This window comes from Luteibacter sp. TLI7-4A (assembly GCF_056754745.1).
In genome coordinates, this window is sequence record NZ_JBPGWO010000001.1 from 940,181 (window position 1) to 953,443 (window position 13,263).

The following is a 13,263-nucleotide window of genomic DNA, read 5'->3' on the forward strand; positions in this document are numbered from 1 at the left end:
GCATGCCTTTCGTGGCGGCCCACTCATCAAAGGCTGTCGTCGACCGGTATGTTCAGACCCCTCGAGCTCTTCATTGGTTTGCGCTACACCCGCGCGAAGCGCCGCAACCAGTTCATTTCCTTCATTTCCACGGTCTCGATCGTCTGCATCGCGATCAGCGTGACCGCCCTCATCACCGTGATGTCGGTGATGAACGGTTTCGACAGCGAATTGCGCAACCGCATCCTCGGCGCCGTGTCCCACGTGACCGTGTCCGGCATCGACGAAACCGTGCAGGACTGGCAGAGGGCGGTGAAGACCGCCGAAGCCACCAAGCACGTGCGCGGCGCCGCGCCGTACGTGGAGATCCAGGCCTTCCTGCAGGCCAAGCGGCCCAGCGGCGCCATCATCCGCGGCATCCTGCCGTCGATGGAGCCGAAGGTCTCCGACATCGACAAGCACATGGTCGAAGGCAAGATGAGCGATCTCACCGATCGCGGCTGGAAGATCATCGTGGGCCGCGAACTGGCCCTGGCCTTGGGCGTGAGTGTCGGCGACAAGCTCACCGTCGTGGTGCCCCAGTTCACGGCCACTCCGATGGGTGCGGTGCCGAAGCTGCGCAGCTTCACGGTCAGCGGCATCTTCGAGCTGGGCATGCAGGAATACGACGCGAACCTCGCGCTGATCGACATCCAGGACGCGCAGCGCCTCAACGGGCTCGATGGCCCGACGGGCATCCGGCTCAAGCTCGACGACATGCGCGCGGCCTTCCCGGTGGCGCAGGACCTGGTCAACAAGCTCGGCCAGGCGTACCGCGTCGAGACATGGATGGATACCCACGCCAACTTCTTCCGTGCGATCGACATGGAGAAGACGGTGATGTTCGTCATCCTTTCGCTGATCATCCTCGTCGCCGTGATCAATCTCATTTCCATGTTGATGATGCTGGTGACGGACAAGCAGGCCGACATCGCCATCCTGCGCACGCTGGGTTCGACACCGCGCAGCATCATGGGCATGTTCATGGTGCAGGGCTTGCTGGTGGGCATCGTGGGCATCGGGCTCGGCGTGCTGCTCGGCTCCCTGCTGTCGTTCAACCTGCCTGGCCTGGTGAAATGGATCGAGCATGTGACCGGGCAGACCTTCCTCTCGCCGGACGTCTATTACATCAGCGAGTTGCCGAGCCAGTTGCTCTGGTCCGACGTGGGCTGGGTGGTGCTGGTGACATTCGCCTTCTCGCTGCTGGCCACCTTGTATCCGGCGTGGCGCGCCTCGCGCACGCAGCCCGCCCAGGCACTCCGTTATGAATAAGCCGAACGACGACATCGTCCTGCGCGCCATCGGCGTCGCCAAGGTCTACGAGGAGGGCGACCTGCGCACGGGCGTCCTGTCCAACGTGAACTTCGCCCTGCGCCGGGGCGAGACCATGTCCATCGTGGGTGCGTCGGGGTCGGGAAAGTCGACCCTGCTGCACATCATTGGCGGCCTGGACACGTTGAGCGCGGGCAAGGTCGAGGTGAACGGCCGCGTCCTCTCCGAACTGTCGGATGCCGAGCGCGGCCGTGAGCGCAATCGTTCGCTGGGCTTCATCTACCAGTTCCATCACCTCTTGCCCGAGTTCACGGCGCTGGAAAACGTGTGCATGCCGCTGTTGATCCGCGGCGTGTCGATCGGGCAGGCGCAGAAGGAGGCCACCGCGTTGCTCGAACGCGTGGGGCTGGGGGCGCGCCTGCGTCATCGCCCGGCCGAGATGTCGGGCGGCGAGCGCCAGCGTTGCGCGGTCGCGCGTGCGCTGGTCACGCGCCCGGCCTGCGTGCTCGGCGACGAACCCACGGGTAACCTCGACGAGGCCAACGCGGCCCACGTCTACGAGTTGATGATCGAACTCAACCGCGAGATAGGGACCAGCTTCGTGCTGGTCACCCACGATTCGCGCCTGGCGGGCCGCATGGACCGCACGCTGGAGTTGCACTCGGGCGAGTTGCACGAGCGCTAGATCGACCTGCCCACCACCCGCTCGGCCGCCGAGCGGCCCGCATCGTCGGCCGTGGCGACGACGGCATAGTTGTGGCCCCTGTCGGACCAGTAGTTCGCCAGCAGGCCGTTGTCCTCGCGGCTGCCACGCGGCAGCAGGTGCCGGGCCGGGCCGGGCGGGCGCACGTAGAAGCTCACCGTGTGACCGTTTCCATCGTCGTAGAGCACCATCGCCGCCGGCCCCTGGTCGGTGGCGAAGAGCCGCCCGCCCATCGGGCGGAAACCCGCGTCGGCCAGGTCCGGCAAGCGGACGTTCGAGCCTACGCGGCCTGAAAGCCAGGCCCGCAGGTCGCCTTCGTTGCCGGTGGTGATGTCCATGCCCACGCCGTGGTCGAGCGCGAGGAGGCGATAAGCCTGCATGGCGTCGGCCATGGGCGCGTTTCCGGTACCCATGCCGCGCGCGGCCCAACCACCCAGGCCACCCACGATCAGGCAGAGCAGCAGGCTCGCGGCGGTGGCCCAGCGGACCGCATGGCGGTGCCGCGCCCGGGCACGGATCTCGGCAGGGTCCAACTCGGCCGGAGCCTCCGAAAGGTCGCCAGCGAGCAGGGTGCGCAGCTGCTGGGCGTCCTGCCGCCAGCCCAGGACCTCGTCGGCTTCGTCGGGGTGCCGGGCGAGGTAACGCTCGACCTCGCCGCGACGCGGCCCGTCCAGGTGCCCGTCCACGTAGGCGTGGATGTCGTGTTCGCTCGGGGGTGTGGTGTTCATTTCAAGAGCCGCAGGGAAGGGGGCCGTACCTCGCCTTCGCCCAGCCGGCGCAAGGTGCGGCGGGCGCGGGATAGACGGGACATCACCGTGCCGATGGGGACTTGCAGGATGTCGGCGACCTCCTGGTAACTCATGCCCTCGACGGTGATCCAGATCAGGAGGCTGCGTTGTTCCGCCGGCAGCCCGGCAAACGCGGCCAGGGTGGAGTGGGCCGTGGCGACGCGTTCGGCGGAGGGCCAGCTGGCTTCCTCGTGGGCCAGCGAACCGAGCAGCCTGGCATAGCGGCCGGCGCGGCGCTTCCCATCGAGGAACAGCCGGTACAAGATCGAGAACAGCCAGGCGCGCAGGCTCTGGTCGTCACGCCTGGTGTGCCATCGGGTCAACGCCCGTTCGATCGTGGACTGGACCAGGTCGTCCGCCGCGCTCGAATCGCGGGCGAGCCACAACGCGAAGCGCCGCAGGCGCGGCAGCATCGTACGCAGGGCTTCATCGATTCCTGGATCGGACATGCGGGTCCCATACCGGGGGTGACTGGACGTGGGACGTCCACTGGAACGAATTATTCCCCTATCGGGAATAAAAGAGCCTGACGTACGTCCCACCCTGCAATGCCACCCCGAATAACTCACCGGCCGGAGAGATGACAATGCAAGAACCCGAGACGCGGCGCCCCCCGACACACGCCGCCTGGCGATGGGCACTGATCGGACTGGTCGTGGCCGGCTTCGCCGCCGCCTTCGGCTATGTGGGGGGATGGCTGGAGTCGGGGCGCCTGACCCCGAAGCGGATCATCGATGCGTTGCAGGCCAATGGGGGCGAATACCCCGGTTACCGCCGCAACCATGCCAAGGGCATCTGCGTGGCCGGCCGTTTCGAGTCGAGCGGCGCCCTAGCCGCCTATTCCACGGCACCCCTGTTCGCCCCCGGCGACACCCCCGTCGTAGGCCGTCTCGCGATTCCGGGCGGGAATCCCTATGCGGCGGACAGTTCCGTTCCCATTCGCAGCTTCGCCTTGCGCTTCGACCTTGCGGACGGGGAGCAGTGGCGCACCGGCATGAACGCCATGCCGGTCTTCCCCGTGGCCACGGCCCAGGCCTTCTACGACCTGCAAGTGGCGACGCATCCCGATCCCGCCACGGGCAAGCCGGACCCGGCCAAGCCGAAGGCGTTCTTCGCCGCGCATCCGGAGGCGGCGGCTTTCCTCGCCTGGGTGAAAACGGCCAAGCCTTCGGCGAGCTACGTGACCGAAACGTACGAAAGCATCAACGCGTTCTATCTGCGCGATGCGGCGGGGCAGCGCCACGCCGTGCGCTGGAAGGTCGTACCCGAGCAACCGCCGGGCGGCGACGGCGGTCCGGCCGCGGGTGATCCGGACTATCTGGCCGCGGACCTCGCGAAGCGCCTCGGTGAAGGTCCGCTGCGCTGGCACCTGCGCATGGTGTTCGCCGCCGACGGCGATCCGATCGACGACGCGACCAAGGCGTGGCCGGAAGACCGGCAAACGGTGGACGCGGGCACGATCGTGATCGACCACATGGAGGCACAGTCCGATGGACCCTGCCGCGACGTCAATTACGATCCCACCATCCTGCCGCGTGGCATCGAGGTGTCGAACGATCCGTTGCTCGTGGCCCGATCTGCGGCGTATGCGGATTCGTACCTGCGCCGCACCAGTGAGGAAGGCCACCTGCCCGGAACGGCCAGCCCGAAGGAGAACCACCCATGAGCCACGCAGACACCTTCCATCCGTTCGCCCGCGTGTTGCACTGGTTGATGGCGCTGGCCATTCTTTCCATGCTGTTCGTCGGCGCGGGCATGGTGACCTCGGTCGAAGCCAGGCACGCGTGGCTGTTGGCGATTCACAAGCCGCTGGGCATCACCATCTTCGTGCTCGCGTTGATCCGCCTCGGCTTCCGCCTGACCCATCCGGCACCGCCGCTTCCCGCGGATATGCCCGAATGGCAGAAACTGGCGGCGCACGCGTCGCACTGGTTGCTGTACGGGTTGATGATCGCGATGCCGCTGATCGGCTGGGGCATGTTGTCGGCGGGAAATTATCCGGTGACCCTGGGCGCGGGCCTGCGCCTGCCACCGATCCTGCCCTCCGACGCCGCGCTCTTCGCCTGGCTGCGCGAGGCGCATCGCTATCTCGCCTGGCTGTTCTTCCTGACCTTCCTCGCGCATATCGGCGCGGCGTTGATGCACGGGTTGATCCGTCGTGACGGAGTGCTCCAGTCGATGACCGGGGGGAAGCGATCCGCCTGACCGTCTCGACGAACGCCGCCATGCGGCACAATGGCCCGATGCGCCATGTGCTTGCCGCCACGCTGATCCTGCTCACCGGATGCCGCTCGCTCGGGTATTACGCCCATGTGACGCACGGGCAGGCCGCGCTGCTCGCCGAGCGCCGTTCCATCGACAAGGTGGTGGCCGATCCGAAGACGCCGGATACCACGCGCCGCCGCCTCACGCTGGCGCGTGAGGCGCGCCGCTTCGCTTCCACCGCGCTGGACCTGCCGGACAATCGCAGCTACACCTACTACGTGCAGCTGGATCGTCCGTGGGTGGCATGGAACGTGTTCGCGACGCCCGAGCTGTCGGTTTCCGCCGTGACGCATTGTTTCCCGGTCGCCGGCTGTGTCGCCTACCGGGGCTACTTCCGCAAGGACCTGGCCGACCGCGAAGCGGCACGTGAGCGGTCCCTGGGCAACGACGTGGCCATCGGCGAGGTGCCTGCCTATTCCACCCTCGGCTGGTTCGCCGACCCCATCCTCAGCAGCATGCTGCGCTGGGACGACGACGAACTGGCCGGCACCATCTTCCACGAACTGGCCCATCAGAAGATCTACGTGAAGAACGACTCCTCCTTCAACGAGTCGTTCGCCAGCTTCGTGGAGCGTGAAGGCCTGCGCGAGTGGCGGGATGCGAGGAAGCAGCCGGCACCGGACGAGAAGGGCGACGTACTGGAGCGGTCGTTCACCACGCAGGTGCTGGCCTTGCGCGATCGCCTCGCGGCGATCTATGCACAGCCATGGACGGACGAAGCGAAGCGGGTGGCCAAGGCGGAGGAGTTCGAGGACTTTCGCGGACGCTACCTCGCCTGGCGCGATGACGAGGCGGGCGGCGACCACCGTTACGACCGCTGGATGAGGCGGCCGCTGAACAACGCGACCCTGTTGCCGTTCGGCCTCTACGACACGTGGGTGGCTTCGTTCGCCGCGTTGTTCGCGGAGGTGGGCGGGGATTGGCGGGCGTTCTTCGCGCGGGTGGATGGCCTGGCGAGGCTGGCTCCGGTGGAGCGGACGGGTGAACTGGAAAGGTTGAGGGGCGCTGATCGCCGCTGAAGCGGCTCCCACAGGAGTTCTTACGGGCTCCTTGGGGGCAGGCCGGCGTTCACCAGGGGAAACACAGTGTCCGATGATGGACGTCCAGACGGCCAGTCGGCGGTGTAAGGTGGGCCGTCATGTGAACAGGTGCCATCCATGCCGCTTATATCCTCCTGGTTACGTATCCGCTTCTGGAAGCGCGTGGCGGCCGGTTTCGTGCTCGGCGCATTCGCCGGCTGGCTGTTGGGCCCGGCGGCCGCGACATGGTTCGGCCCCCTCGGGGAACTCTACGTCACCCTCATCAAGATGATCGCGGTGCCGCTGGTGTTCTTCGCGGTCTTGCATAGCGTATCGAGCCTGCACGGGGTGAAGGATGTCGCCGCGCTGGGTGGGCGTACCTTCGCCTGGTTCGCGGCGACGGCGACGCTCGCCGTGCTGGTGGGATTGCTCGTCGCACACGTCACCCAGCCCGGCCTGGGCGTGGAAGGACTCACCACGCCGGCGGGCTGGAAACCGAAGGCCGTGCCGGAGCCGGTCAAGGTCTTGCTGGACATCGTACCGGCCAATCCCTTCCGCGCCCTCAGCGAGGGCAAGATCCTGCAGGTGATTTTCTTCGCGGGGTTGCTCGGCCTGGCCCTGGTGAAGATCGGCGAGAAATCGGCGCGCCTGCGTGCGCTGGCCACCGAGGCGAACGATGGGATGATCCAGGTCACGCGCTTCGTGCTCGAGGTGACGCCGCTGGGCACGTTCGGCCTCATCGCCGCGCTGGTGGGCGCGTACGGCTTCGAGAAACTGTTGCCGCTGGCCACCTTCGTCGGCGCGCTCTATCTCGCCTGCGCCTTGCAGATCGTCGTGGTGTACGGCGGCCTGTTGCTCACGCACGGCCTCAATCCGCTCAAGTTTTTCCGCGCCGCGTTCCCCGCCATGCAGGTGGCCTTCACCTCGTCGTCGAGCTTCGCGGCGATGCCGATCGCGCTGCGCAGCGTGGTGGGCAACATGGGGGTGAAGGAGGAGTACGCGGCATTCGCGGTACCGCTGGGCGCGAGCATCAAGATGGACGGCTGTGGCGCGATCTACCCGGCCATCTCCGCCGTGTTCATCGCCCAGTATTTCCACCTCGACCTGCAGCCGGCGCAGTACATCGTGATCCTGCTGGCCTCCGTGCTCGGCTCTTTCGGCACCGCCGGCGTGCCCGGCACGGCCATGGTGATGGTCGCGCTCGTGCTCAGTTCCGCCGGCTTGCCCTTGGAAGGCATCGGCTACCTCGTCGCGATCGACCGCATCCTCGACATGATGCGCACGATGACCAATGTCACCGGCCAGATGGTGGTCCCGGTGCTGGTCGCGCGGGAGCGGGGGATTCTCGACATGGAGGTCTACAACCGTGCGTCGAGCGACCTTGTGGTCGAGGGGGAGCGGGCCTGAGGGGCCGATATCGCCGCTGAAGCGGCTCCCACACAAGCTGGCGGCTAGCGGGTGGCGGCTAGGGGCTTGTGTGGGAGGTTTCCTGTGGGAGCCGCTTCAGCGGCGATGGCTCAGGGCGAGACCTTCCGCCCCGCCATATGCTTCAGATACGCCACCAGGTCGTCCAGGTCCGCATCCGACAATACCTTCGGGTCGAACCCGGGCATCTTCGCCTGCGGCCAGCGGCGCAGGTTCTGCGGGTTTCGCACCAGCGTGCGCAGCATGTCCCCGCGAAGGTATTCGGTCGGGCTGTGAGGGATGTTGAGGTCCGGTCCCAGCTTCGCGTCGCCCTGGCCATTGAGCGTGTGGCAACTGATGCAGTTGCGTTGAAAGACCGCGAAACCACGCCGCTCCGGCGCATGGGCGGGTAGCCCAGCGGCCGGCTGCATCGCCGGGAAACGTGCCGCGGGATCGGCCAGCACCTTGATCGACGCCACCTGGTAAGGCCACTGCTCGGGCCCCACGTGGCCTGCCTCGGGATGCAGCCAGACGAGGTAGAAGGGTCCCGCGCTGGGCTTTCCCTCGCCGAGCTTCGGCCATGGCTTGTCTGCCGGCTCGATGGCGAGCCATGCCTCGGCACCGCCGGCGCCCAGGACGAGCGAGGCGGGCATCTCGGCGGTGAATCCGTCCAGCGCCACGAATTGCAGGTGGCCGCCGGCCGGGACCCCATCGAGCAGGGCTTTCAACGGTATCGCGCGATAACGCATGGCGGCGTGATACGAGACATCCCCGACGACCTGGATGTCCCGGGCGTCCGGCCGCGCGAGCAGTTGTTCCGTGCTCAGCCGGCGCGCCCCGGTTCCGGTGTCGACGGTAAGCGTGGCGGCGAGGGTGAGATGGGCGTAAACGAGGAGCATCAGGCCGATGACGAGGCGCACACGGAATCCTTGAGGCGTTTTGGCGAGGGGGCGAGGTGTCGCGGTACCCTCGGATTATCGCTCCGGCGACCCCATCTCGTGCATTCGACCCGTTCACGGATTTCCCCATGGCCGATACCAGCGTTCCCGACTTCTTCCAGCGCTTCCCCATGCGACGCATCGTCGACGTGGCGCTGGATGAGGATCTCGCGGCCGATGACAACCGCATCGCCATCCTGTTCCTGTGGGGGCGTGATTGCCCCAATTGCGATATCGCGAAACGACAGATACTGCTCACGCCGGACCGTTTCGTCTGGCCAGAGGTACGCTGGTTGCACGACAACGTCTACGACGATCCGAGCATGGGCACTCGTTTCGGCCTGCACGGCATCCCGGCTTTCTTCCTTTTCCATCGTGGCAGGAAACTCGGCCGCATCACCTCGTGGCCCGGCACCCAGCCGTTCGTGGATGCGGTGAACCGGCAGATCGCCGCCACGGGTGCCAGCGCATGATCATCCGGTCGCTGCTCGATACCGACCTCTACAAGTTCACCATGATGCAGGTGGTGCTGCATCAGTACCCGGCCGCACAGGTGGAATACCGCTTCCGTTGCCGCACGCCCGGCGTCGACCTGGCTCCGCTCGTGGGGCGTATCCGCGACGAACTGCATGGATTGTGTTCGTTGCGCTTCACCGAGGAAGAACTGGCCTATCTGGGCAGCCTGCGTTTCATCGACAGCGACTTCGTGGACTTCCTCGGCCTGTTCCAGCTCAACGCGAAATACGTCACCGTGGAGCCATCGGCGAAGGGCAACGGCGAGATCGAGATCGTGATCGCCGGACCGTGGTTGCACACCATCATGTTCGAGGTGCCGCTACTGGCCATCGTCAACGAACTGTACTACCGGGCCACCTACCCCGGCCTGGCACTCGACGAGGGCAGGGCAAGGCTGCGATCAAAGATCGAACTGCTCCGCGATACTCGCGGTTACGAAGGTGCCCGCATCGCCGATTACGGCACGCGCCGGCGCTTTTCGCAGGCCTGGCACGAGGAAATGCTAGGGGTCATGAAACACGACCTGGGTGCGCAGTTGGCGGGCACGAGCAACGTCTGGCTGGCCATGCGGCTCGGGCTGGTCCCGATCGGCAGCATGGCGCACGAGTACCTTCAGGCTTTCCAGTCGCTGGGGCCGCGCCTGCGCGATTCGCAGACGGCGGCGCTGGAGGCATGGGCGCGCGAGTATCGTGGCGACCTGGGCATCGCGTTGTCGGATGTCTACGGCCTCGACGCCTTCCTGCGCGACTTCGACATGTATTTCTGCAAGCTGTTCGACGGAGCGCGCCACGATTCGGGCGACCCTATCGTGTGGGGAGACCGCGTGCTGGCGCACTACGAGGCGAACCGCGTCGACCCGCGGACGAAGACGCTGGTATTCAGCGACAGCCTGGACATCCCGCGCGTGATGGAGCTCTACCGGCACTTCGCCGGGCGCTGCCTGTTGTCATTCGGCGTGGGTACCAACCTCACAAACGACGTGGGCCCGGAGCCGATCAACATCGTGATCAAGATGACCCGTTGCAACGGCCAGCCGGTGGCCAAGCTTTCCGATTCGCCGGGCAAGAGCATGGGAACCGAAGACCCGGACTACACCGCGTATCTGCGCCGGGTCTTCGAGATGCCGGCTCAGAACGCCGGCAACACCGCACCGCCGTAGTTCTTCTCGATGAAGGCCTTCACCTCCGGCGAGGTCAGCGCCTTGGCCAGCTTCTGCACGCGCGGATCGTCCTTGTTGTCCTGTCGCGAGACGAGGAAGTTCACGTACGGTGAATCCTTGTCTTCCAGCAGCAAGGCATCCTTCACCGGGTTGAGCTTGGCGGCGAGCGCGTAGTTGGTGTTGATGAGGGCCAGGTCGACCTCGCCCAGCACGCGCGGCAGCATCGCCGCCTCGAGCTCACGGAACTTGAGGTTTTTCGGGTTGGTGGCGATGTCCTTGAGCGTCGCCAGCCGGTCGCCCGGGTTCTTCAGCGTGATCAGGCCATGCTTCGCCAACAGCAACAGCGCCCGGCTGTTGTTGCTGGGATCGTTGGGAATGACGACGTCCGCGCCATCGGGGAGCTGGTCGATCGAGGTGTACTTGCGCGAGTACGCGCCGAACGGCTCGATATGCACGCCCACGACCTTCACCAGGTTCGTGCCGCGCTCGCGGTTGAAGGCGTCGAGGTAGGGCTCGGTCTGGAAGAAGTTCACGTCGAGCTGCTTCTGCGCGACCTGCATGTTCGGCTGCACGTAGTCGGTGAACACGCGGATCTCCAGGTTCACCCCCTCGCGGGCCAGCAGGGGCTTGATCTCCTTGAGGATCTCCGCATGCGGCACCGGCGTGGCGGCGACGGTGAGGGTCGCCTCGCCCGGACCTGTCTCCTTGTCGGCACCGCTGCCGCCCGAACAGCCGGCGACCATGAACGTGAGGGCGGCGGCGAGCGGGAGCAGGTACTTCTTCATGGGGGGCGTCCATCGCGAATGTTGCGGTGCGACAGCATAGACGTCCATACCGCCGGATGCAAAGCCGGCCCCGGCATGGTCAGCGCCGGCTGTAACGGCTTACCAGTCGATCGCCGAGCGACTGCAGGACCTGTACCAGCACCACGAGCAGCGCGACGGTGACGAGCATGTAGTCGGGCTTGTATCCGTTGTAACCGTACTGGTAGGCGAGGGCGCCGAGGCCTCCGGCCCCGACGATGCCTCCCATCGCCGTGTAGCCGACCAGGGCCACGGCGGTGACGGTGGTGCTGGCGACCAGGCCGGCGCGGGCCTCCGGCAGTAGCACCCGGGTGACGATCTGCGTCGTCGTCGCGCCCATGGCCTGGCTTGCTTCGATGACACCGCGATCCACTTCGCGCAGCGCCGTCTCCACCAGTCGCGCGAAGAAGGGGGCCGCGCCGATCACCAGCGGGACGATCGCGCCGCGAATGCCGATGCTCACGCCCGTGATGGCCTGTGTGACAGGGATCAACAGGATCATGAGGATGATGAAGGGAATCGACCGCAGCACGTTCACCACGAGAGAAAGGACGGCATAGAGCTTCGGCCTGGCGTGCAGCTGGCCCTTGGCGGTGAGGAACAGCCATACGCCCAGCGGCAAGCCGAGCACGATGGTGAACAGCAGCGATCCGCCGAGCATCAGCAGGGTATCGATGCATGCCTGGCCGATCTCGGGCCAGTCGATGTTGGGAAACAGGGCCTGCATGGGGCTCATCGCGCCACCTCCTCGATGTCGACGCCCGCGTCGCGAATCTGCACGAGCGCATCGTCCAGGCGCTCGCCATGCATGGCGAGCGTCAGCTGGCCGTAGGGCACGTCCTTGATCCGGTCGACACGGCCGGAAAGGAGGTTGTATTCCACGCCGGTATCGCGGACCACGCGCGAGAGCAGCGGCGAGTACGTGGCCTCGCCACGGAAGGAGAGCCGGAACAGCCTGCCCGGCACGCCGGGAAACTCCGCGCCGCGTCCCTCGCGGTGATCCGCCTCGGCCACGAAGCGGCGCGTCGTGGGATGTTGCGGATGCAGGAACACGTCGGCCACCGGTCCGAGTTCGACGACGTTGCCGCCGTCGAGCACGGCGACCCGGTCGCAGACACGACGGATCACGTCCATCTCGTGGGTGATAAGCACGATCGTCAGTCCGAGCCGGCGGTTGATGTCGGCCAGCAGTTCCAGCACCGATGCCGTGGTCTGCGGGTCCAGGGCGCTGGTGGCCTCGTCGCAAAGCAGGATCGACGGGCGGCACGCCAGCGCCCGCGCGATGCCGACGCGTTGCTTCTGCCCGCCGGACAGCTGCGCCGGGTACTTGCGTGCGTGCGCGGTCAGCCCGACCAGGTCCAGCAGTTCATCCACGCGCGCGACGATCGCCGCATCGTCCACGCCGCCCTGGAGACGCAGCGGGAAAGCGACGTTGTCGGCCACCGTTCGCGAGGAAAGCAGGTTGAAGTGCTGGAAGATCATGCCGATGCCCGAGCGCAGCTTGCGCAACTCGGCACCCTGGGCGGCGGTGACGTCGCGGCCGTCGATGAACACCTTTCCCGCGGTGGGACGCTCCAGCAGGTTGACCAGCCGGAGCAGGGTGGACTTGCCGGCACCGGAGTGGCCGATGATGCCGAACACCTCGCCCGCCTCGATGGTGAGGTCCACGGGTTGCAGGGCGGGCACGAGCGCTCCGTCCACACGGTAGGACTTGGACGCGGCGGCGAAACGGATCACGGGCTTTGGCTCTCCGGCCGGAAAGACGTCCATGGTATCCGAACCCGGGGCAAGGGCGCCGCGCGGGGCGTAGACTGCGCGTATCCACCAACGAAGGGAGCGCGCATGGCCAGCATCTACGATTTCTCCGCCGTCGATATCGACGGCAACGAGCGCTCGCTCGCCGAGTTTCGCGGCAAGGCGTTGCTGGTGGTCAATGTGGCTTCCAAGTGTGGCTTCACGCCGCAGTACAAGGGCCTGGAAGAGTTGCAGAAGGCCTGGCACGAGCGCGGCTTCGAGGTGCTCGGGTTTCCGTGCGACCAGTTCGGCCACCAGGAACCGGGCAACGAAGCGGAAATCCGCGACTTCTGCTCGCTGACCTACGACGTGAGCTTTCCCATGTTCTCGAAGATCGAGGTCAACGGCGACGGCGCGCATCCGCTGTATCGCTGGCTGAAGGCGGAGAAGAAAGGCGTGCTGGGCACCGAGGGCATCAAGTGGAACTTCACCAAGTTCCTGGTCGACCGGGAAGGACAGGTGGTGGAACGCTATGCCCCGACCGACACGCCGGAGAAGATCGGCAAGGACCTGCCGAAGGTGCTCGGCTGAGGGTATCCCTCGCCGCTGGTGCGGCGATGCGCTGAACCGGCTGTTCTTGTGGG

General features: G+C 66.3%; 15 protein-coding genes. 9 read left to right on the forward strand and 6 right to left on the reverse strand.

Annotated features, from left to right (window positions below):
- Positions 1–48: 48 nt before the first annotated feature.
- Positions 49–1,290, forward strand: coding sequence for a lipoprotein-releasing ABC transporter permease subunit (locus tag ACR9Y6_RS04240; protein ID WP_481280136.1), 1,242 nt, complete (start codon positions 49–51; stop codon positions 1,288–1,290).
- On the forward strand, positions 1,283–1,975 hold the full coding sequence (lolD, locus tag ACR9Y6_RS04245) for a lipoprotein-releasing ABC transporter ATP-binding protein LolD (protein WP_426284829.1): 693 nt from the start codon (positions 1,283–1,285) through the stop codon (positions 1,973–1,975). Before ACR9Y6_RS04240 ends, lolD begins: the two co-directional genes overlap by 8 nt.
- Here the strand turns inward: lolD and ACR9Y6_RS04250 are convergent.
- Positions 1,972–2,721, reverse strand: a complete 750-nt coding sequence (locus ACR9Y6_RS04250; protein ID WP_481280137.1) for an anti-sigma factor family protein — start codon at positions 2,719–2,721, stop codon at positions 1,972–1,974. The two genes, lolD and ACR9Y6_RS04250, sit on opposite strands and share 4 nt — an antisense overlap.
- Positions 2,718–3,230: a sigma-70 family RNA polymerase sigma factor gene (locus ACR9Y6_RS04255; RefSeq protein WP_426284827.1), complete on the reverse strand. Its 513-nt coding sequence runs from the start codon at positions 3,228–3,230 to the stop codon at positions 2,718–2,720. Before ACR9Y6_RS04255 ends, ACR9Y6_RS04250 begins: the two co-directional genes overlap by 4 nt.
- 137 nt (positions 3,231–3,367) lie before the next feature.
- On the opposite strand from ACR9Y6_RS04255, the gene ACR9Y6_RS04260 reads away from it, so the two are divergent.
- The 4 genes from ACR9Y6_RS04260 (at position 3,368) to ACR9Y6_RS04275 (ending at position 7,472) form a co-directional block, all read left to right on the forward strand.
- Positions 3,368–4,447: a catalase family peroxidase gene (locus ACR9Y6_RS04260; RefSeq protein WP_481280138.1), complete on the forward strand. Its 1,080-nt coding sequence runs from the start codon at positions 3,368–3,370 to the stop codon at positions 4,445–4,447.
- The gene (locus ACR9Y6_RS04265) at positions 4,444–4,986 is read left to right on the forward strand and encodes a cytochrome b (RefSeq protein ID WP_481280139.1); all 543 of its coding nucleotides are present in this window, start codon (positions 4,444–4,446) and stop codon (positions 4,984–4,986) included. Before ACR9Y6_RS04260 ends, ACR9Y6_RS04265 begins: the two co-directional genes overlap by 4 nt.
- Positions 4,987–5,006: 20 nt before the next feature.
- Positions 5,007–6,065: an aminopeptidase gene (locus ACR9Y6_RS04270; protein ID WP_481280140.1), complete on the forward strand. Its 1,059-nt coding sequence runs from the start codon at positions 5,007–5,009 to the stop codon at positions 6,063–6,065.
- 138 nt (positions 6,066–6,203) lie between these two features.
- Positions 6,204–7,472 (forward strand): dicarboxylate/amino acid:cation symporter, encoded by a 1,269-nt coding sequence (locus tag ACR9Y6_RS04275; protein ID WP_481280141.1) that lies wholly within the window; start codon positions 6,204–6,206, stop codon positions 7,470–7,472.
- Positions 7,473–7,582: 110 nt separating this feature from the next.
- Here the strand turns inward: ACR9Y6_RS04275 and ACR9Y6_RS04280 are convergent, their stop codons facing one another.
- Positions 7,583–8,389: a cytochrome c gene (locus tag ACR9Y6_RS04280; RefSeq protein WP_481280142.1), complete on the reverse strand. Its 807-nt coding sequence runs from the start codon at positions 8,387–8,389 to the stop codon at positions 7,583–7,585.
- 107 nt (positions 8,390–8,496) lie between these two features.
- On the opposite strand from ACR9Y6_RS04280, the gene ACR9Y6_RS04285 reads away from it, so the two are divergent.
- Complete coding sequence (locus ACR9Y6_RS04285; RefSeq protein WP_481280143.1) at positions 8,497–8,880, forward strand: thioredoxin domain-containing protein; 384 nt, start codon at positions 8,497–8,499, stop codon at positions 8,878–8,880.
- A complete protein-coding gene (gene pncB / locus ACR9Y6_RS04290) occupies positions 8,877–10,082 on the forward strand; it encodes a nicotinate phosphoribosyltransferase (protein ID WP_481280144.1) in 1,206 nt (401 codons plus the stop codon). The genes ACR9Y6_RS04285 and pncB overlap by 4 nt, the downstream gene beginning before the upstream one ends.
- Here the strand turns inward: pncB and ACR9Y6_RS04295 are convergent.
- From ACR9Y6_RS04295 to ACR9Y6_RS04305, 3 genes are all read right to left on the reverse strand, one after another.
- Complete coding sequence (locus ACR9Y6_RS04295; RefSeq protein WP_481280145.1) at positions 10,052–10,867, reverse strand: MetQ/NlpA family ABC transporter substrate-binding protein; 816 nt, start codon at positions 10,865–10,867, stop codon at positions 10,052–10,054. The genes pncB and ACR9Y6_RS04295 overlap by 31 nt on opposite strands.
- Positions 10,868–10,946: 79 nt before the next feature.
- Positions 10,947–11,621, reverse strand: a complete 675-nt coding sequence (locus tag ACR9Y6_RS04300; protein ID WP_481280146.1) for a methionine ABC transporter permease — start codon at positions 11,619–11,621, stop codon at positions 10,947–10,949.
- Positions 11,618–12,622: a methionine ABC transporter ATP-binding protein gene (locus tag ACR9Y6_RS04305; protein ID WP_481280147.1), complete on the reverse strand. Its 1,005-nt coding sequence runs from the start codon at positions 12,620–12,622 to the stop codon at positions 11,618–11,620. Before ACR9Y6_RS04305 ends, ACR9Y6_RS04300 begins: the two co-directional genes overlap by 4 nt.
- A 105-nt stretch (positions 12,623–12,727) precedes the next feature.
- Between ACR9Y6_RS04305 and ACR9Y6_RS04310 the strand changes: the two genes are divergently transcribed.
- Complete coding sequence (locus tag ACR9Y6_RS04310; protein ID WP_481280148.1) at positions 12,728–13,210, forward strand: glutathione peroxidase; 483 nt, start codon at positions 12,728–12,730, stop codon at positions 13,208–13,210.
- Positions 13,211–13,263 lie beyond the last annotated feature (53 nt).

What these genes read in the sequence shown, in the direction of transcription:
- ACR9Y6_RS04295 (WP_481280145.1), bottom strand. Translation starts at nt 10,867, where the DNA reads ATGAAGAAGTACCTGCTCCCGCTCGCCGCCGCCCTCACGTTCATGGTC.
- ACR9Y6_RS04255 (WP_426284827.1), bottom strand. Translation starts at nt 3,230, where the DNA reads ATGTCCGATCCAGGAATCGATGAAGCCCTGCGTACGATGCTGCCGCGC.
- ACR9Y6_RS04240 (WP_481280136.1), top strand. Translation starts at nt 49, where the DNA reads ATGTTCAGACCCCTCGAGCTCTTCATTGGTTTGCGCTACACCCGCGCG.
- ACR9Y6_RS04270 (WP_481280140.1), top strand. Translation starts at nt 5,007, where the DNA reads ATGCGGCACAATGGCCCGATGCGCCATGTGCTTGCCGCCACGCTGATC.
- lolD (WP_426284829.1), top strand. Translation starts at nt 1,283, where the DNA reads ATGAATAAGCCGAACGACGACATCGTCCTGCGCGCCATCGGCGTCGCC.
- ACR9Y6_RS04250 (WP_481280137.1), bottom strand. Translation starts at nt 2,721, where the DNA reads ATGAACACCACACCCCCGAGCGAACACGACATCCACGCCTACGTGGAC.
- pncB (WP_481280144.1), top strand. Translation starts at nt 8,877, where the DNA reads ATGATCATCCGGTCGCTGCTCGATACCGACCTCTACAAGTTCACCATG.
- ACR9Y6_RS04260 (WP_481280138.1), top strand. Translation starts at nt 3,368, where the DNA reads ATGCAAGAACCCGAGACGCGGCGCCCCCCGACACACGCCGCCTGGCGA.
- ACR9Y6_RS04310 (WP_481280148.1), top strand. Translation starts at nt 12,728, where the DNA reads ATGGCCAGCATCTACGATTTCTCCGCCGTCGATATCGACGGCAACGAG.
- ACR9Y6_RS04285 (WP_481280143.1), top strand. Translation starts at nt 8,497, where the DNA reads ATGGCCGATACCAGCGTTCCCGACTTCTTCCAGCGCTTCCCCATGCGA.
- ACR9Y6_RS04300 (WP_481280146.1), bottom strand. Translation starts at nt 11,621, where the DNA reads ATGAGCCCCATGCAGGCCCTGTTTCCCAACATCGACTGGCCCGAGATC.
- ACR9Y6_RS04265 (WP_481280139.1), top strand. Translation starts at nt 4,444, where the DNA reads ATGAGCCACGCAGACACCTTCCATCCGTTCGCCCGCGTGTTGCACTGG.
- ACR9Y6_RS04275 (WP_481280141.1), top strand. Translation starts at nt 6,204, where the DNA reads ATGCCGCTTATATCCTCCTGGTTACGTATCCGCTTCTGGAAGCGCGTG.